Source organism: Streptococcus parasanguinis (genome assembly GCF_001073155.1).
In the GTDB taxonomy this organism is placed as follows: domain Bacteria; phylum Bacillota; class Bacilli; order Lactobacillales; family Streptococcaceae; genus Streptococcus; species Streptococcus parasanguinis_D.
The window spans coordinates 73,277-91,692 of record NZ_JVEE01000030.1 but is presented as its reverse complement, the minus strand read 5'-3'; the positions used below and the strand labels follow the sequence as shown (position 1 = coordinate 91,692).

At 42.9% G+C, this 18,416-nt stretch carries 18 protein-coding genes, 1 pseudogene and 1 other annotated feature; of the genes and pseudogenes, 5 read left to right on the top strand and 14 right to left on the bottom strand.

Annotated features, from left to right (window positions below; all coding sequences use genetic code 11):
* The 3 genes and pseudogenes from ADH92_RS04735 to ADH92_RS04725 all read right to left on the bottom strand — a co-directional run.
* A pseudogene (locus ADH92_RS04735) lies at positions 1-205 on the bottom strand (DUF3169 family protein); the annotation flags it as partial.
* A 2-nt stretch (positions 206-207) separates the two neighbouring features.
* Positions 208-417 (bottom strand): helix-turn-helix transcriptional regulator, encoded by a 210-nt coding sequence (locus ADH92_RS04730; RefSeq protein ID WP_023918610.1) that lies wholly within the window; start codon positions 415-417, stop codon positions 208-210.
* 13 nt (positions 418-430) lie between these two features.
* The gene (locus ADH92_RS04725; RefSeq protein WP_049497476.1) at positions 431-748 is read right to left on the bottom strand and encodes a hypothetical protein; all 318 of its coding nucleotides are present in this window, start codon (positions 746-748) and stop codon (positions 431-433) included.
* Between the two features lie 235 nt (positions 749-983).
* Here ADH92_RS04725 and ADH92_RS04720 point away from each other — a divergent pair, with 235 nt between their 5' ends.
* On the top strand, positions 984-1,454 hold the full coding sequence (locus ADH92_RS04720; RefSeq protein WP_049497473.1) for a GNAT family N-acetyltransferase: 471 nt from the start codon (positions 984-986) through the stop codon (positions 1,452-1,454).
* A gap of 53 nt (positions 1,455-1,507) precedes the next feature.
* On the opposite strand, the gene pheT is transcribed toward ADH92_RS04720, so the two are convergent.
* From pheT to trpX, 5 genes are all read right to left on the bottom strand, one after another.
* The gene (gene pheT / locus ADH92_RS04715) at positions 1,508-3,913 is read right to left on the bottom strand and encodes a phenylalanine--tRNA ligase subunit beta (RefSeq protein ID WP_049497471.1); all 2,406 of its coding nucleotides are present in this window, start codon (positions 3,911-3,913) and stop codon (positions 1,508-1,510) included.
* Positions 3,914-3,980: 67 nt separating this feature from the next.
* Positions 3,981-4,511: a GNAT family N-acetyltransferase gene (locus ADH92_RS04710; protein ID WP_049497469.1), complete on the bottom strand. Its 531-nt coding sequence runs from the start codon at positions 4,509-4,511 to the stop codon at positions 3,981-3,983.
* Entirely contained in the window at positions 4,505-5,560 is a 1,056-nt protein-coding gene (gene pheS, locus ADH92_RS04705) for a phenylalanine--tRNA ligase subunit alpha (protein ID WP_049497468.1), read from the bottom strand. Before pheS ends, ADH92_RS04710 begins: the two co-directional genes overlap by 7 nt.
* A gap of 314 nt (positions 5,561-5,874) precedes the next feature.
* A complete protein-coding gene (locus ADH92_RS04700) occupies positions 5,875-6,294 on the bottom strand; it encodes a ParB-like protein (protein ID WP_049497466.1) in 420 nt (139 codons plus the stop codon).
* 123 nt (positions 6,295-6,417) lie between these two features.
* Positions 6,418-7,419: a tryptophan ABC transporter substrate-binding protein gene (gene trpX, locus ADH92_RS04695; protein WP_049497489.1), complete on the bottom strand. Its 1,002-nt coding sequence runs from the start codon at positions 7,417-7,419 to the stop codon at positions 6,418-6,420.
* A gap of 133 nt (positions 7,420-7,552) precedes the next feature.
* Positions 7,553-7,784: a binding site (T-box leader), on the bottom strand.
* A 150-nt stretch (positions 7,785-7,934) separates the two neighbouring features.
* Here trpX and ADH92_RS04690 point away from each other — a divergent pair.
* A complete protein-coding gene (locus ADH92_RS04690) occupies positions 7,935-9,596 on the top strand; it encodes an Rqc2 family fibronectin-binding protein (RefSeq protein ID WP_049497464.1) in 1,662 nt (553 codons plus the stop codon).
* A gap of 192 nt (positions 9,597-9,788) precedes the next feature.
* Here ADH92_RS04690 and budA read toward each other — a convergent pair whose 3' ends face one another.
* The 3 genes from budA to ADH92_RS04675 all read right to left on the bottom strand — a co-directional run bounded on the left by budA (position 9,789) and on the right by ADH92_RS04675 (position 12,971).
* A complete protein-coding gene (gene budA, locus ADH92_RS04685; RefSeq protein ID WP_021153550.1) occupies positions 9,789-10,505 on the bottom strand; it encodes an acetolactate decarboxylase in 717 nt (238 codons plus the stop codon).
* Positions 10,506-10,576: 71 nt separating this feature from the next.
* Positions 10,577-11,806 carry a tetratricopeptide repeat protein gene (locus ADH92_RS04680; protein ID WP_049497461.1) on the bottom strand — a complete coding sequence of 410 codons (1,230 nt, stop codon included), beginning with the start codon at positions 11,804-11,806 and terminating at the stop codon, positions 10,577-10,579.
* Entirely contained in the window at positions 11,796-12,971 is a 1,176-nt protein-coding gene (locus ADH92_RS04675; RefSeq protein ID WP_049497459.1) for an AI-2E family transporter, read from the bottom strand. Before ADH92_RS04675 ends, ADH92_RS04680 begins: the two co-directional genes overlap by 11 nt.
* Positions 12,972-13,136: 165 nt before the next feature.
* On the opposite strand from ADH92_RS04675, the gene ADH92_RS04670 reads away from it, so the two are divergent.
* Both ADH92_RS04670 and ADH92_RS04665 read left to right on the top strand, forming a co-directional pair.
* Positions 13,137-14,147: a lactonase family protein gene (locus ADH92_RS04670; protein ID WP_049497456.1), complete on the top strand. Its 1,011-nt coding sequence runs from the start codon at positions 13,137-13,139 to the stop codon at positions 14,145-14,147.
* A 95-nt stretch (positions 14,148-14,242) separates the two neighbouring features.
* Positions 14,243-14,428: a hypothetical protein gene (locus tag ADH92_RS04665; protein ID WP_049497454.1), complete on the top strand. Its 186-nt coding sequence runs from the start codon at positions 14,243-14,245 to the stop codon at positions 14,426-14,428.
* Positions 14,429-14,531: 103 nt separating this feature from the next.
* Here the strand turns inward: ADH92_RS04665 and eno are convergent, their stop codons facing one another.
* Positions 14,532-15,836 carry a surface-displayed alpha-enolase gene (gene eno, locus ADH92_RS04660; protein ID WP_021153554.1) on the bottom strand — a complete coding sequence of 435 codons (1,305 nt, stop codon included), beginning with the start codon at positions 15,834-15,836 and terminating at the stop codon, positions 14,532-14,534.
* Positions 15,837-16,046: 210 nt separating this feature from the next.
* On the opposite strand from eno, the gene ADH92_RS04655 reads away from it, so the two are divergent.
* Positions 16,047-16,499 (top strand): DUF1694 domain-containing protein, encoded by a 453-nt coding sequence (locus ADH92_RS04655; RefSeq protein ID WP_045759659.1) that lies wholly within the window; start codon positions 16,047-16,049, stop codon positions 16,497-16,499.
* A gap of 43 nt (positions 16,500-16,542) precedes the next feature.
* Here ADH92_RS04655 and ADH92_RS04650 read toward each other — a convergent pair whose 3' ends face one another.
* Both ADH92_RS04650 and serB read right to left on the bottom strand, forming a co-directional pair.
* Complete coding sequence (locus ADH92_RS04650; protein ID WP_049497452.1) at positions 16,543-17,658, bottom strand: glycerate kinase; 1,116 nt, start codon at positions 17,656-17,658, stop codon at positions 16,543-16,545.
* Positions 17,643-18,311, bottom strand: a complete 669-nt coding sequence (serB, locus tag ADH92_RS04645) for a phosphoserine phosphatase SerB (protein WP_049497451.1) — start codon at positions 18,309-18,311, stop codon at positions 17,643-17,645. Before serB ends, ADH92_RS04650 begins: the two co-directional genes overlap by 16 nt.
* Positions 18,312-18,416 lie beyond the last annotated feature (105 nt).

The following is an 18,416-nucleotide window of genomic DNA, read 5'->3' as shown; positions in this document are numbered from 1 at the left end:
GTATAAATGCGACTAAGAATAAAACTGCTGAGCCCAAAAGAAGTACTTCTTTACTAAAGAAGGATTGGATTTCTAGGGGCTTTTCGGATCCAAACATTCCTGTCAAAAAACTGATAACTCCTCCTATCAAGCCGGAAACTGTAATGATCCCTACATTTCTCCAAAAACGAAAACGGGCTGACCTTTCTTTATACTTCTTTTTCATTGTTATTCCTCTTCCTCTACTAGACTAAAAACATTTTCCACCGGTTCCTTGAATATCTGGGCGATGGTGATGGCAATGATAACCGAAGGGGTGTACTCCCCTCTCTCCAAGAGACTGATCGACTGGCGCGAGACTCCAGCTAGCTTGGCTAGCTCAGATTGGTTGAGACCATCACGCGCCCTCAGCTCTTTCAGTCGATTTTTTAAAATCATGGCTTTCGCCCCCTTATAGTTGAATACCTTGAATATCTTGAATATCTTCGATACGGACTAATTTGGTTTCTCTTTGTTGTTTATTGGTCTCACGACTCAATTTGACCCAATCTTCATCGATATCCATAATCTCATATTCGGTTCCAAACCCATTTACTGTCACCTTGACCTTTTGGCCTTTTAATTCTTCTAAAAGTCTAGACATTTCTTGATTTCCTTTCACTTGTTTTTCTAATCTTTTAATACGTTTGTTCAACTTTTTTATCTTCTTTTCTGTGCTTGCATAAATGATAACCAGAAAAGGGATAAATAGAATCCATATAGCTCCCATAAGAATACCTCCTCTTCTTTCAACTAAAAACATTGTAACACTTCTTTTTCTTTTTGACAAGTATATTTGTCAAAAAAATAAAAATATTTGTCAAAAATAAAAATATGATTGACAAGATCATTTGAGGTAAGAAATAAAAGGTCCGTATTTGCGCACCTTTTAGCGTTCCTTTTTCCATTGACAAGATTTAGAAAAAATTTTTATAATGAAGAAAATACTACTAAGGAGAATCTACATGACGATTCGTATAGCTCAACCAAATGATATTCCCCACTTGCTTGACCTCTTAGAACAGATTCTTTCCGTCCACCACCAAGTCCGTCCCGATATTTTCAAGAAAAGTGGCGGAAAATATAGTAAAGAAGAGTTAAAACAGTTAATGGCGCAAGAACATACACCGATTTTCGTTTACGAAAATGCGGATGGCCAGGTCCTGGGGCATCTCTTTGTCACTATTAAAGAAGTCTCTGATAATCCTGTACTTCATCCGATAAGAACCCTCTTCATCGAAGACTTGTGTGTCGATCAAGCAGCGCGTGGGCAAAAGATCGGCGATCAACTCTATCAATTCGCTGTCAGCTATGCCAAGAAAATCGGCTGCTACAACCTGACTCTTAATGTCTGGAATGACAATGAAGGAGCCCTTCGCTTCTATCAAAGACAGGGCATGAAACCTCAAGAAACGGTCATGGAAACCATCTTGTAAAATGAATTTTAAAAACCGTTGATGAGTCATCAACGGTTTTTTCTATACACATTTTAACGTACTTCTGCGTCTACTTTTTCTTCGAGAGAAGCTTGGATTTTTTCCATGTAGCGTGCAACTTCTTCATCTGTCAAGCTATCTTCTGGATTTTGGAAGGTCAAGCTATAAGCCATTGACTTCATACCAAGTCCTAGTTTTTCGCCTGAGAAGACGTCAAAGAGTTTGATATCTGTCAAACGTTTCACGCCAGCTGCTTGGATGGCTTCAACCACCTCTTGGTGAGTCACTTCTGCTTTGAGGAGAAGGGCGATATCACGGCTCACAGCTGGGAATTTAGTGATTTCCACAAAGGCTGCGGCTGGTTGAAGAGCTGCTTCAATAGCAGATAAGTTCAATTCTGCCACATAGGTTTCTGGGATATCATAAGCTTTAGCTGTTACAGGATGGACTTGTCCCAAGACCCCAATCACTTGGTCACCCAGTGAGATCAAGGCTGTCCGACCTGGGTGGAGACTCTTGATTTCTTGTGTTGCTGTATAAGTCACATCAAGACCCAAGCGAGCAAAGAGGGCTTCCAAGATTCCCTTAGCATAGAAGAAGTCAACTGGAACAGCTGGAGTTTGGAAGTCTTTTTCAGCAACTAAGCCAGTCAAAGCAAAGGCAAAGCTGTTGATTTCGTTTGGCAATTCTTCTTTTGGATTACCTGTCTGTTCAAAGACTTTCCCGATCTCGTAGAGGGCCAAATCTTTGTTTTTACGAGCGACGTTGTAAGCTACGGTATCTAAGATCCCTGAGATCATATTTTGACGGAGGACTGAACGATCCACAGTCATTGGCCACATGAGCTCTGTTAAGTTACTTGGCGCAGTTGTGAATTCCACGGCTTTTTCAGGAGTTGTCAACGCATAAGTGATGATTTCAGTCAAGCCTGCTCCTTCAGCAATGGTTCGAACTTGGCGACGCAATTTTTGAGTTGCTGTCAATTCACCTGCTGTCCCGTCATCTTTTGGAAGGGTTGCTGGTAATTTGTCATAACCGTAAATCCGAGCGATTTCTTCAAAGAGGTCCGCTTCAATGGTGATATCCCAACGGCGACGAGGGACGCTGACAGTAAAGCTTTCAGCATTTCCAGAAAGACCAAATCCAAGACGACGGAAGACATCTTCGACATCGGCATAAGTAAGATCTGTCCCAAGGACACGGTTAACGTCTGCAAGGGTAGAAGAAACTTCCACATCAGAAGTATCGAGCTGGCCTGCTGAAACGATTCCCTTGCGAACAGTGGCACCTGCAAGCTCTGCAATCATGCTCGCTGCCGCATCAAGGGCTTCATTGACGGTTGCCACATTGATCCCTTTTTCAAAGCGAGAAGATGATTCAGAACGAAGGTTAAGGCGACCGCTAGTCTTACGGATCGATTTGCCATTGAAGACAGCTGCTTCAAGAACAACACGAGTAGATTTTTCAGAGATTTCTGTAGCTTCTCCACCCATGACACCTGCAAGGGCTACTGGTTTGTCAGCTACTGTAATCACGAGGTCACTTGTTTCCAACTCACGTTCTTCCCCATCCAAGGTTACCAGTTTTTCGCCAGCACGCGCTTCACGCACACGAATCTCGCTTCCTTCAAAGGTATCCAAGTCAAAGGCATGCATGGGTTGACCAAAGTAAAGCAGGATATAGTTGGTCACGTCGACCACATTGTTGATCGGACGGATGCCTTCGTTCATGAGAAGGTTTTGCAACCATTGTGGACTTGGTGCGATGGTTACATTGTCCAAGATACGAGCTGCATAGTAAGGTGCCTTATCTGTGTCAATGCTGACAGAAAGAGCATCTGCTGCAGCTTGGTCTGTTTCAGTCAACGTAAAGTCTTTGAAGTTGACTGCCTTGTCATAAATTGCTGCTACTTCGTGCGCTACCCCACGCATAGAAAGAGCGTCTGCACGGTTTGGAGTGATGGAAAGTTCGATGATTTCATCATCCAAGTCGAGGTAAGAGAAGACTTCGTCCCCTGGAACAGCATCTTGAGGCAATATTTGGATGCCATCTGCAAATTCTTTTGGTACAACAGAGTCAGAAATACCCAACTCACCCAAAGAACAGATCATCCCAAGGGATTCCAAACCACGGATTTTCCCTTTTTTGATCTTGTAGTTGTCCGCGATACGAGCACCTGGAAGAGCTACCATGACCTTGATGCCTGCTCGAACATTTGGTGCTCCACAGACGATTTGACGCGCTTCTTCTTCACCTAAATTGACTTGGCAGACATGAAGATGAGTTTCTGGCACATCTTCGCAAGACAAGACTTCTCCGACGACAATTTTTGAGAGACCAGCAGCAGGTGATTCCACACCTTCTACCTCGATCCCTGTGGTTGACATTTTTTCAGCCAACTCTTCTGATGGCACATCCACGTCCACCAATTGTTTTAACCATTTATATGATACTAACATAATTCTGATCGTAAGATCCCACCAGGTGAGACCTTTTCAATTCCTTTCTCTCAATTTGGACCCACAATTAAGTTTGCGGATTCTCCTTCAAATGCTTGCGCAGCAACCAGTCTGTATCTACGGTTTCTCCTGTGATAAAGTGGTGCTCGCTAAACCGTTCAAATCCGAATTGTTTGTAAAAGTTTTGGGCCTTAAAATTTCGTTCCCAGACACCCAGCCAGGCCCAGTCAAAGCCACGTTTTTGAGCCTCTTTTAAGGCAAAGCTAAACATTTCCTTGCCATAGCCCTTGCCATGATGTTCTTTTTTGACATAGATGCGCTGGATTTCAAAAGCATTGTCCATCTCTACTGGCTCTGTTTGTGCCTTGCCCCAGTTAAACTTGAGAAAACCACAAATTTCCTGATTGTGATCAAGGACAAAATAGGTCTCTGATTCCGGGTCTGCCAAATCCTTTTGGATTTGCTCTAGCGATAAAACCGTCTGGTAGTAATCTTCCATATCGGCATCCGAGATGTAGGGACCAAAGGTATCCCCGTAGGTTTCCACCTCTAATTCCCTTAAAATTTGAAATTCATTCGGCTTAACTTTTACTAACATGATGATTTAAATTGTTCTGAAAAACGGATATCCCCTTGATAGAAGCCACGGATATCATTGATTCCGTAACGAAGCATAGCCACACGCTCTTGACCAAGTCCAAAGGCAAATCCTGAATAAACTGTTGGGTCAATACCACTCATCTCAAGGACGCGTGGGTGAACCATACCGGCTCCCATGATTTCAATCCAACCAGTTTTCTTACATACGTTACATCCAGCTCCACCACATTTGAAGCAAGAAACGTCTACTTCAACCGATGGCTCGGTAAATGGGAAGTAAGAAGGACGCAGACGGATTTGACGTTCTGCACCAAACATCTTTTGCACGATCAATTGAAGCGTTCCTTGAAGGTCTGCCATAGAAATGTTCTTCCCAACGACCAAGCCTTCGATCTGATGGAATTGATGGCTGTGGGTCGCATCATCAGTATCCCGACGGAAAACACGCCCTGGAGAGATCATCTTCAATGGTCCCTTGCTAAAGTCATGCGCATCCATCGCCCGCGCCTGTACTGGTGAAGTATGGGTCCGAAGCAAGATTTCTTCTGTGATATAGAAGGTATCCTGCATATCCCGCGCAGGGTGATCTTTAGGCAGATTCATGCGTTCAAAGTTGTAGTAGTCTTGCTCCACTTCAAAGCCGTCCACTACTTGGTAGCCCATCCCGATAAAGATATCTTCGATTTCTTCGCTGGTTTGGGTCAAGATATGACGGTAACCACTAGCAACCGGACGACCTGGAAGCGTCACATCGATGCTTTCGCTAGCTAGTTTAGCTTGGACTTTCTTTTCTTCCAAGAGTTTGGCAGTTTCTTCAAAGGCAGCCGTCAACACATCGCGGGCTTCATTGACGTGTTTCCCGATAACCGGACGCATCTCAGCAGAGACATCTTTCATCCCTTTGAGGATCTCAGTCAGAGATCCTTTTTTCCCAAGGACAGAGACCCGTAGTTCTTGCAATTCTTTTGCATTTTCAGCAGAAATCTGCTTCAAAGCTGCCAGCGTTTCTTCACGAAGCGCTTTTAATTGTTCTTCAATCGTTGACATATTTCCTCCATCATAGTCCCTCTACAGACATAGAAAAAACCACGCGCCAACACCCACATTCGGAGCGTTGACACGCGGTACCATCCGTTTTTTATCCGTAAACCAGACCTTAATTTCTAAATCCTTTACGCAAGTGAATTCACTCAGCTTTCATGCAAAGAGCTTTCAGTCACGGCTCTTCTCCCTGTCGCACTTCCCTTGAGATACTAGTCTTGCAGATTTCTATTCAATTACTACATAGTTTATCAGATTTTTAGTTAAAAAACAAGTTAGATGAGACTAATTCAATAGAAAAAGGAACAAGAGGCAGTGCATTATCTATTTGCCTTGTCAGTTGCATCTGCTTGCCTTTCCAATAGAAGAGTTGCTGCTTGGTTAAAACCATCACACCAGTTATACCATTTTGCTTCATACTCATCTTGAGGTAAGATACGATGTTTTAAATCCAAAACAGAGGTTATCTTTCTTTCCTCGCAAGCTTGCGCATAGAGATCATACAACTCATCGCCACCATCTCTATCAAGCTCAGCAGAAATCGTATCCCGACCTGCTAATAAAGCCTGATAAGCCCTGTGATGCCCGTCTGTAATCAAGAAGCGATTTCCAAATGCAAGAACACTAATTGGATCTACATTGATGATGTCTGCCGACTGATCCAGCATCTGAATAGCTTGTAACTTCTTTTCTGATAAATATAGTTGGGTCGGATGAAGATCTGTTATATTAACTTCCATATCTTTCTCCTCTATCATGAGTAACAAAGCTGGTCGTGAGCACTGGTAAACATTTTTAAATATCACAATTTAAAGACCTACCAATGCTAAATTCCCCTGCCATTCTTGTGATTCGTTTCCTTTTTATTTAATGACTTGTCCAGCATCTTTCAAGACAGATTCTGGAATAGTAATACCCAATTCATCTGCGACTTTTTTATTGATGACAGATTTTCCTTGGCTAAAGATTTCAACAGGTGTATCCGCAGGTTTTTGACCTTTCAAGATCTTCGCAGCCATTTTACCAGTTGCTACTCCAAGATCATGTTGGTCGACAACGACTGAACCAAGACCACCAGCTTCTACCATAGCTGTCGCACTTGGGAAGATTGGTTTTTTAGCTGTTTTGTTGGCTTCGACAACTGTTGAGAAGGCTGAAGCGATGGTATTGTCGATTGGAACCCAGATAGCATCCACTTTACCAGTCATCACAGAAACTGTTGAAGCAACTTCGTTTGTAGAAGGAACTGAATACGGAATCACCTTGAAACCTGCTTTTTCAGCCAATTTTGTAAATTCTTCTACTTGAGATTTAGAATTATCCTCACTGGTTGAGTAAAGGGCACCGATTGTTTTCACGTTTGGTGTCAACTCTTTAATCAATTTCAACTGTTGCTCAGTAGGATTGTGGTCAGATACCCCAGTGATATTGCCACCTGGTTTTTTCAAATCTTTGACCAAGTTGGCACCGACTGGGTCTGTGATAGCACCCATGACGATTGGTTTGTCCTTGGTTGCACTAGCCAAACCTTGTGCAGATGGAGTTGCAATCCCAATCAAGACTTGGTTATCCTTGTCTACCAATTGTTTACTCATGGTTGCAACCTTATTTTGGTCGCCTTCTGCATTGAGGAAGTCAATCTCAACCTTGTCCTTGTCATAGCCTTCTTCAGCCAAACCATCTTGAATCCCTTTGTAAATCAAGTCAAGCGAAGGGTGGCTGACCAACTGCAAGACCCCAACTTTAGCCTTTTCATTGTTACTTGCTGTCTTGTTGTCTTTGCCTGCTGTAGCTGAATAGATCGCTGTCCCAATGACTGCTGCTGCAATCAAACCAATAATTCCCATTAACCGTTTATTTTTCATTTTTAATACCTCTTCTATTTTTTCATTTTCTTCTTTTTTTCTATCATCTAAAGACTGCGACGCCATCGTTTCTTCATATCTTTTCTCCCTTCTTATCTAAAACAAAAAACACGCCCACACATAGCAAAAGCTATGTGAGGACGTGTCATCGCGGTGCCACCTCACTTATGGGAAAAGGATAGTCTCCCCCATATCTCTGTCTTGTCTAGCAACAAGTTGCACGATAAGGTGTGCCAACCGAATTTTTATTGTTTCAAATTCATCTCATCATTAGTCCAATTTCATAAACTGCCGCTACCCACTCTCAGCAACCGTGGGCTCTCTTGAAACTTTCATTTACTACTTTTCTAATTTCTTACATTTTAAAGTTTTCTTTCAAAAATGTCAATACTTTTTCAGTATTTTTTTGGAAACGTTCGCATTTTCTATCTAACAGCCCCTAGCTTCTTTCTGGGATTTCCTCTCTAATTTTGATATAATTTACTAGAATAAACGCTAGAATGATGAGGAATCCCATGTCTTTTGATGGATTTTTTTTACACCATATGGTGCAAGAATTGAAGGCCGAACTCTTGAGTGGCCGCATTCAAAAAATTAACCAACCCTTCGAGCAAGAATTGGTGCTCCAAATCCGAGGCAATCGAAAAAACCAAAAACTCTTGCTCTCTGCCCATTCTGTCTTCGGACGGATCCAACGGACCCAGACCAACTTTGAAAATCCTGCCTTTCCCAATACCTTTATTATGGTTATGCGCAAATATCTTCAAGGCGCTGTCATTGAAGGGATTGAGCAAATGGAGAACGACCGGATTCTTGAAATCCGTGTCTCCAATAAAAACGAAATTGGAGATGCCATTTCTGTCAGCCTCATGATCGAAATCATGGGCAAGCACAGTAATATTATTCTCCTGGACCGCACCAGCAATAAAATCATCGAAGCCATTAAACATGTCGGTTTCTCACAAAATAGCTACCGGACCATTCTCCCTGGATCAACCTATGTAGCTCCTCCGAAAACCGACGCGGTCAATCCTTTTACAATTGGAGATGAAGCCCTTTTTGCCCTTCTTCACAAGGAAGAGTTAAGCCCAAAAAACCTTCAAAAATGTTTCCAAGGTTTGGGGCGAGATACGGCTCAAGAATTAGCCAAGCGACTTGAGACGGATGAAAAATTAAAAACCTTCCGTGCCTTTTTCGAGGCACCTTCTGAGCCACGCCTAACGACCAAATCCTTCTCGGCTATCCCCTTTGCGGATGCGTCGAGTCAAACATTTGAGACACTTTCAGATCTGCTGGATGACTATTACCGAGACAAGGCTGAGCGCGATCGGGTGCAACAACAGGCCAGTGAATTGATCCGCAAGGTCGAAAACGATCTTGAAAAGAACCGAAAAAAATTAGCCAAGCAAGAGGCGGAGTTAGCGGCGACCGACAATGCGGAAGAATTCCGCCAAAAAGGAGAATTACTGACAACCTTCCTCCATCAGGTACCAAACGACCAAGACCAGGTTGTCCTGGACAATTACTATACCAACGAGCCCATTACCATCCAACTCAACAAGGCCCTGACCCCCAATCAAAATGCCCAACGCTACTTTAAACGCTACCAGAAGTTAAAAGAAGCCGTCAAACATTTGACCATCCTCATTCAAGAAACCAAGGAAACCATTTCTTATCTTGAAACGGTTGAAACAGCCCTTTCTCAAGCGAGCCTGGCTGAGGTGGCAGAAATTCGAGAAGAGCTAATCCAGACCGGCTTTATCAAACGGCGCAACCGTGAAAAAATTCATAAACGGAAAAAACCAGAAAAATACCTGGCGAGTGATGGAAAAACCATCATTTTAGTGGGTCGCAATAATCTGCAAAACGATGAACTGACCTTTAAAATTGCTAAAAAAGATGAACTCTGGTTCCATGCCAAGGATATCCCGGGAAGCCACGTCGTCATTACAGGAAATCTAAATCCATCGGATGAAGTGAAAACCGATGCTGCAGAGTTGGCGGCCTACTATTCCAAGGCCCGTCTCTCAAACCTGGTCCAAGTAGATATGATCGAAGCCAAGAAACTCAATAAACCAACTGGTGGAAAACCAGGTTTTGTCACCTACACTGGCCAAAAGACTCTGCGGGTCACTCCCGAAGAAGAAAAAATCAAAGCCATGAAACTAACAGACTGATTTCAAAAATAAAAGAGAGTGGGACAGAAATCGGTAATTCGTTAGAATTCGATTTCGTCGTCCCACCTCCGCACAGTTGAGTAGGRMTGTAAAAGCTGATGAAATCAGCGTAGTAGAGCCCACTCAACCACTGCGTCTTGCTCGACAATCCAAAAAAAATTGAGAGGCTAGGACTTTTGTCCCAGCCTCTTTTTATTCTGCTTTATTAATGTCTTCTTTGACCTCATCAACATTGAATTTAGCAAAGAGGTACTGACGGTCTTGAACTGGGAAACGTTGATCCAGCTGATCGATGGCCCCCACCTCTACAATCCCTTCTGTGATGACAAAATCCATGACATGGCCACCAAAGGTGTGGTCATCTGAGATAAAGTGCAAATGATAACCAGCCACACTCACGCCATGGAAAATTTCTGGTGTCCAAAAACCGACGATGGTTCCAGTGACATTTTCCCGTGTATACTCTGGCTGATGGGTTGCAACCTCTGCAAACTTCATCTCTGGCGTTGATTTTGGAATCATACGGACATGCATCTTGGCAAAGTCACCACGAATCTTAATGGAGCGGAAAAGATTTTCCCCATCATAATAAGACTCAATACGGGCTTCCAATTCCTCGTCCGTCATTTCAAAGCGTTGGCGGAAAATCACTTCTGCTTGGTGAGGGACGACTGCTGCATAAGGAACCTTAGCATCCGGAGAAACTTCGACTATTTCAGGATGGTCTCCTGATCCCTTGGCCTGATATGCCTTACCATCTAATACGATCAACTCTCCATCAATAGAATCAAGCGTCCCAACTCCTAGATCTCCGTGTTCCAAGAGTTCTCCAATCGTAAATGAACCCCCGTACAGACCCGCCATTAGGGCACCTAAGGTATTGTATTGAAAAAGTTTCACTGGTTCCATGTTTTTCTCTCCTCATTCTATCTTCTACCAGTATACCACAAACTATTCCGAATCTTCACGATATGGTTTTATTAGAGGCTATCATAGATGATTTGCATCTGCACATCGTCTGGTACGATCGCCAAATACTGGTTGGCCACTTCACGCGCCCTTGTCACATCACCAGCTTCACGCAACAGATAAACATAGGTTTCGAGGAATTCTGGGTTGTCCTTCAAGTCCTCATAGAGCTCTTGGTAGGCTGATACGGCTTCTTCTGTTTTCTCTAAGGTAGCCAAAGCACGGGCAATGTTCCACCGGGTGACAACTGTTTCGACTTCTTCATTTTGCCAATCCAAGACTTGGTCAAAGCGTTCCTGTTCCAAATAAAGGGTGGTCAGGCGAAGAGCAATCTCTTCGAGATCATCTGCCACTTCTTTAGCCTCTAATAGATAAGCTTCTGCTTGCTCAGGCTGGTGGAGTTCATAAGAAAGCTGAGAAGCAAGGAGCTTCAATTGGGCATCAAATGGATTCTTCTGGATCCCTTGTTTAGCAATCTCAAGTGCTTTTTCACGGTCATTTTCAGACTGTAAAGCTAAAGCATAACCATACTCATAGCCCTCAAAATCAGGCGACAAGGTATCAATTTGTTTGTAGTAGATCAGGGCTTTTTGGAATTCTTCTTGGTCAGACAATAAGGTCGCTAATTCGTAAGCAATCTGGTCATCAAACTCAATCTCCAGAGCTTTCTCTAAGAAGGGAACAGCTGCTTCAAACTTACCAAGATTGGCATAGGCAAAACCAATCCGTTGATAGGTGGAAATTCCTGTTGCTTCCAAAATCTCCCGATTGTCTAACTGAGCATACTCTTGGATGGCCTCTTGGTAGCGTTCCAATTCCAGATCAATTTCAGCTAGCCCTAATTGAATGATCGGATCATCAGACAAATGAGCAGCTTCAACTAATTTTTCACGCGCCACATCTGCGAGACCTTCTAGCTGATAGAGATCTGCCTTGACCAAGAGACTGGCTACATACCAGTTAGACTCAGGGCCAATTTCTTCTAAATATGCAAAGGCCTCTTCCGTTTGCCCTTCCTCTGCAAGGATGGTTGCCAAACTCAGATATACTTCTGGATAGGTTTCTGCAATCTGTTCATAAACCTCTTTTGCCTGAGGGTAAAAACCAATACTTTCAAGATATTGACCCAAATCCAATAGTTGCGCTTCACTATCTTCTAACAAGGCCTTTTGAAATTGAACTTCTGCTTCTTCTAGCTCTTGCTGATCAAGAGCCTCTACCATTTGTTGACTATGACTCACTCTGTGTTTCCTCTTCTACTTCATTGTGTTCTTCATACAAGCCACTGACGACCTTATACCATTCAAAGATAGCTCCAATAACGACCTTAGCAGACGCATAGACCGGAATACCAAGGAAAACTCCCCAGATTCCAAACATAGATCCTGACGTCAAGAGCACAAATAAAATGGTAATCGGATGGATATTTAACTGGCTTCCCAAAACCAAAGGTGATACGAAACGTCCTTCAATGGTTTGCTCCACTGCAAATACAATTAAGACCTTGATAAACATCTCTGGTCCTGCTACCAAGCCTAAGACTAAAGCAGGTAACATGGCTAAGAAACTACCCAAGTAAGGGATCAAATTCAAGATCCCCGCAGAGATCCCCAGTGTCACTGCATAGCGCAAGCCAATGATTTTAAAGAAGAGGATAAACATGATGGCGACGACAATGGCTACCGTAATTTGCCCTCGAACATAATTGGAGAGCTGGGTATTGACATCTGAGAGAACTTGTTCAGCCGATTTACGAATCTTTGTCGGTAAGAAGCGAACAATGTGACCCTTTAAATTTTTTCCATCTCGCAGAAGATAAAAGACAATAAAAGGCATGATGATTAAGGCAACGATGACTTGCGAAGCAACTCCGATCAAGTTGCTGACCCAATTGACAGCCCGCCCAGAGATCGAACTGGCCCAAGTAGTAATATTTGCAGACAATTCCTTGGTGATCTCATCCAACTGGGGTTTGATATCAGAAGAGACGCGATTGTCTAGAAAATCGTCGATGGTTGCATTGGCCTTCTCCAAATAAGTTGGCAGGTTATGAAAGAAACTCACCACTTGTCGTTGAACAGCTGGAATCACGACGGCCAGCCCCCATACCAAGAGGACTGCAATCAAGAAAAAGACGAAGGAAATCGCAAAAATCCGCTTAAGACCTTTTCTTTCAAGAAAGTCGACAATAGGATTGAGCAAGTAATAGAGCAAACCAGAAATAATGACTGGCAGCATGACAGCTCCTGCAAACTCAAAAATCGGAATAAAAATAAAGGTAATCTTACTCAAGACCAAGAGGTTCAGACCCAAGAGCAAGGTAACTAAAAATACGGTAATAGCCTTGTTGTCTAAAAACCATCTAAAAAACCAGGACATACTAAACTGTTTTTCTTTATTATCCACGGAAAACTCCTTTTCATTTCAACATGTATCTATTTTAGCATTTTTTGAGCGTGAAGTTACGAAAAAACTAGTAAAATCAGAAAGACCACTCCCTTCTTCAACTAGCAATTGCCTTCCAATAGGACCTTTGATATAATAAACCTAAGAAATCTTACGAGGTGACCTATGTCTCAATCTATTTATTTCGGTACCTATACCAAAAAAGAATCCAAAGGAATTTACAAGGCACAATTCGACCCTGAAACAGGCGCATTGAGCCATCTTGAACTAGTGGTAGCTGAGCCCAATCCAACCTATATCGCTTTTTCTAAAAAAGGCAATCTTTATAGTGTCGGAGCTGAAGATGGAAAAGGGGGAATCGCTAGTTTTGCAGCCGATTTTCAGCCGCTCAATCATGTTGTCGAAGAAGGGGCTCCACTCTGCTATGTCTCTGTCGATGATAACCGTCAACTAGTCTATGGAGCCAACTATCACAAAGGGCAAGTTCTTGTATACAAGATAGAGGCAGATGGGCGTTTGTCCTTTGTTGATGAGGACACTCACCAAGGAAGTGGTCCCCACGCCAATCAAGCAAGTCCGCATGCCCACTATGCAGACCTTACGCCAGATCAGTACCTGATCACGTGTGACCTAGGAACAGACAGTTTGCATGTCTATGATGTCAGTGAGGAAGGAAAACTTACCCTGATCAATCAGTACCAAACAGCTCCAGGTGCAGGACCTCGTCACCTTGTCTTTCATCCCCGCTACAAGACTGCTTATCTCATCAATGAATTAAATGCTACAATCGACGTCCTCTTTTATGACGGTATGGGTGAATTCGAACACTTCCAAACCGTTTCCACACTTCCATCAGACTACGATGGTCAAAAATGGGCTTCTGCTATCAAGCTCTCAGCCGATGGAAAATTCCTTTATGCATCTAACCGTGCTCACAATTCTATCGCTGTATTTAAAGTTGTAGCAGATGGCAGCTTAGAACTCATTGAAATTGTTCCAAGTCAAGGGCTCAATCCACGTGATTTCACTATTAGTCCAGATCAAAACCACCTCATCGCAGCCCATCAAGATTCACCAAATGCTACTGTTTTCAAGCGGGATCTAGCCAGTGGAAAATTGACCCTCCTATCCCACGACTTCTATGTCCCAGAAGCCGTTTGTACCGTTTTTCATTAAGTCGTTTTAGTTGTCAAAGCTCTAAAAAAATGATTAAATAAATGAGAAAAAGGCGCGAGCCTGATTTCATAACTTATATTTTAGGAGATCCAAGCATGAATCCAATGGACTTATTTAACCAAGTAAAAGAAATGATCGAAAAGAAAGATTTCGACGCTGCAAAGAAATTTGTTGAAGACAACAAAGACAACCTCGGTGACTACCTTGAACAAGCAAAAGGGCTTGTTTCTGGAAATGAAATGGTCAGCGGTGCCTTGGACAAAATCAAAGGCTTGTTCTAATAACACGACTCCTCAACGCTTTAGTTGAGGAGTTTTTGTTTGAGCTGATCGCAAAAAAGATCCTTGAGAAAACTCAAGGATCTTTTTAGTCTAGTAAACTAGATTATTTCTTAAGGTTGTAGAATGATTTCAATCCACGGTATTCAGCTACTTCACCAAGTTGATCTTCGATACGAAGCAATTGGTTGTATTTAGCGATACGGTCTGTACGTGAAAGTGAACCAGTCTTGATTTGTCCTGCGTTTGTTGCAACTGCGATGTCAGCGATTGTTGAATCTTCAGTTTCACCTGAACGGTGTGATACAACGGCAGTGTAGCCAGCTTCTTTCGCCATTTCGATAGCATCGAATGTTTCAGTAAGAGTACCGATTTGGTTAACTTTGATAAGGATAGAGTTAGCACATTTTTCTTCGATACCACGTGAAAGGTAGTCAGTGTTTGTTACGAAGAAGTCGTCACCAACCAATTGAACTTTACCACCAAGACGTTCAGTAAGAGCTTTCCAACCGTCCCAGTCGTTTTCATCCATACCATCTTCGATAGTGATGATTGGGTATTTGTTTACCAATTCTTCAAGGTAGTCGATTTGTTCAGCAGCAGTGCGGACAGCAGCTCCTTCACCTTCGAATTTAGTGTAATCGTAAACTTTGCGTTCTTTATCGTAGAATTCTGATGATGCACAGTCAAATCCGATAAATACGTCTTTACCTGGAACATAACCAGCAGCTTCGATAGCAGCGATGATAGTTTCTACACCATCTTCAGTTCCGTCGAAACGAGGAGCGAATCCACCTTCGTCACCAACGGCTGTTTCAAGACCACGACCTTTAAGGATTTTCTTAAGAGCGTGGAAGATTTCAGCACCCCAACGAAGAGCTTCTTTGAATGTAGGTGCACCAGCAGGTACGATCATGAATTCTTGGAAAGCGATTGGAGCATCTGAGTGAGAACCACCGTTGATGATGTTCATCATTGGAGTTGGAAGAACTTTAGTGTTGAATCCACCAAGGTAGCTGTAAAGTGGGATTTCAAGGTAGTCAGCAGCTGCACGAGCAACGGCGATAGACACACCAAGGATTGCGTTTGCTCCCAATTTACCTTTGTTAGGAGTACCGTCAAGAGCGATCATAGCACGGTCGATAGCTTGTTGATCACGTACATCATAGCCGATGATAGCTTCAGCAATAATGTTGTTTACGTTGTCAACAGCTTTTTGAGTACCAAGACCACCGTAACGAGATTTGTCACCGTCACGAAGTTCAACTGCTTCGTGTTCACCAGTAGAAGCTCCTGATGGAACCATACCACGTCCATGAGCACCTGATTCAGTATAAACTTCTACTTCAAGTGTTGGGTTACCGCGTGAGTCTAGGACTTCGCGAGCGTAAACATCAGTAATAATTGACATTTTCTACTCTCCTTATTGAGTTATATTTTTTACTCCTCTATCATATCGTAATTAGGCTATTTTTTCAAGAAAAAACAAGGAAATCTACGAAAATTGAGAAGTTTTTAACAAGAAAGCGGTTCCACTGTCTTATTTTCTGCCATTTCCCCTTCTTATTTATTTTTTAGCATTCTTCTACTCTTCTGCTACGCTTTATGCTATACTAAACTTATGACAGATATTAATAAAACGATTTTAGAAAAAGCTGCTGGTCCTACTCGGTTCAATCCTGATGAACAGCGTCGATTTTTGGAGACATATGAGGAGCGTGTGATTGCATCATGTACCTTGGAAGAGGCAAGGGACAATCTCTATTTGGAGCACTATTCTTCAATTCTTACGAACATTTCAGAACGCTTTGAACCTGTATTGGTCAAGATTTCGCCTGCCTTAGATGAAAGCAGCCAACTTCAATATTTGAAAAAAACAAAGGATCTTGGTCTTGTGGCAAGCATTGTTTCAGATGACTGTCGCCACTCTCCCTTTGGTCTCATCATCCATACGGATCATCCATCTGGAATTTCTCCAACCGATATCAGCCTCCAGTATCCAAATTTGTTTGAAAAGAAAGAAGAGAGCACAGCACCTGAAAAAAAATCATTTTGGAAACGCCTCTTTGGCTAAAGAAAGAACCAATTGAAAAGGAAATTCCTTTTCAATTGGTTTTTTAGTTTGCTTTCATTTTTAAGAGGTTACCAATATTTCGAGCACAGGAAATCAGATTTTTTTCAGCATGAGTGAGTGCATCTGCCACCTCACAAGGACCTGGTACAATAGAGAAGGCAGCCTCAATATGATGACTTGGGAATGCTGGCAAATCCTCTGCTAAGGCGCCACAAATAGCAAGCACTGGGATCTTCTCTGGTGTTCGTTTAGCTACCCCGACAGGAGCCTTTCCAGACAAAGATTGGAGGTCCATCCTACCTTCTCCCACGACGACCAGATCCGCTTTTTGAACCTTACGATCGAAGTCGATTAGATCCAAACTTTTCTCAATTCCTGAGGAAATCTGACCTCCCGCAAAAGCGATCAAGCCTGCTGCCATGCCACCTCCAGCTCCGGCGCCAGCCATAGACAAGATTCGTGGATCAACTAGCTGATAAAATTCCTCCATAGCTTGATCAACTGCTGGAAACAGAAGGGGATTCAATCCCTTTTGCCCGCCATAGATATAGGTTGCTCCTTGACTGCCACAGAGAGGATTGGTGACATCCGTTAAGACCTGGAGCTCGATGTCTTGTAATGCGTTTGGAACCGCACTGGTATCTATTCTAGCCACACGATCGAGTGAAGCACCAACTGGACGAAGCAGATGACCTTGGTCATCATAGAAGGCTACCCCTAGTCCGGCTGCCATCCCAATCCCACCATCATTCGTTGCAGAACCACCAATTCCCACACAGATCGTTTTAACCCCTTGGTCAACCAATTTCAAAATCAGTTCACCAATTCCTCGTGTCTCTAGTTCTAGTGGATTGCGTTTTTCAGCTGGGATAGAGCCTAAGCCAACAAGAGAGGCCATCTCAAAAAATGCCATCTCATCTTTTTGGTAGTAAGCCATTGAAACAGGCTTCCCAAATGGTCCTGTTACCTGAGTATGCTTCTTGGTTAAATTCAGAACTTCAGCAAGTGTATCCATGGTTCCTTCACCACCATCCCCTATGGGAAGAAGGTCAAAAGTTGCATCTGGTAGAGCCTCTTGAAATCCTTTTTTTAAGGCTTCTGCTACTTGTTTGGCGGATAAGGATTCTTTAAATGAATCCGGTGCTAGTAGGATATGCATCCTGTTTCCTTTCTATGCTGGTCTAGAATTTCAAGAACAAGGCTTAGATCGCTCGTTTCAATACGGTATGGAGCTCGTTCGGCTACGATTGGCTTTGCCATAAAGGCAATCCCGATTCCGGCTGTTTCAATCATGGGAAGATCATTGGCACCATCTCCCATAGCAATCGTCTGACTTCGTGGAATATGATTTTCTCTCGCCCATGTCAGGAGGGAGTCTTTTTTTCTTTCAGGGGTCACAATCTCTCCGAGCACTTTCCCTGTCAGACGGCCATCAAAAGTCTGCAAACGATTAGCACGAACCAGATCAATTCCTAAAGACCTCGCGATAGGATCGATGACTTCATGAAATCCCCCTGAAACAAGGCCAACCTTGTAACCTCTTTGATGAAGTTCAGTGATTAAGGTCTTAGCTCCCGGTGTAACGTCCATCTGCTCTATAATTTTCGGAAAAATAGAGGCCTCTAAACCCTTCAATAAAGCGACACGCGCCTGTAAAGATGCTTTAAAATCCAACTCTCCATTCATTGCTTGTGCTGTAATCTCTGCTACTTTTTGTCCCACGCCAGCTTCTTGAGCTAGTAAATCAATTCCTTCTTGTTGAATCAAAGTTCCATCTACATCCATAACGAGGAGACCTGTTACTTCTTTCATCGCTTTCCTTTCTTATTTCTCCCTTACTATACAAAAATAGGGTTTAAATTTCAAGTTTCAATGATCATTTGAAGATAAAAAAACGACCTCCTAAAAAGTCGTTTT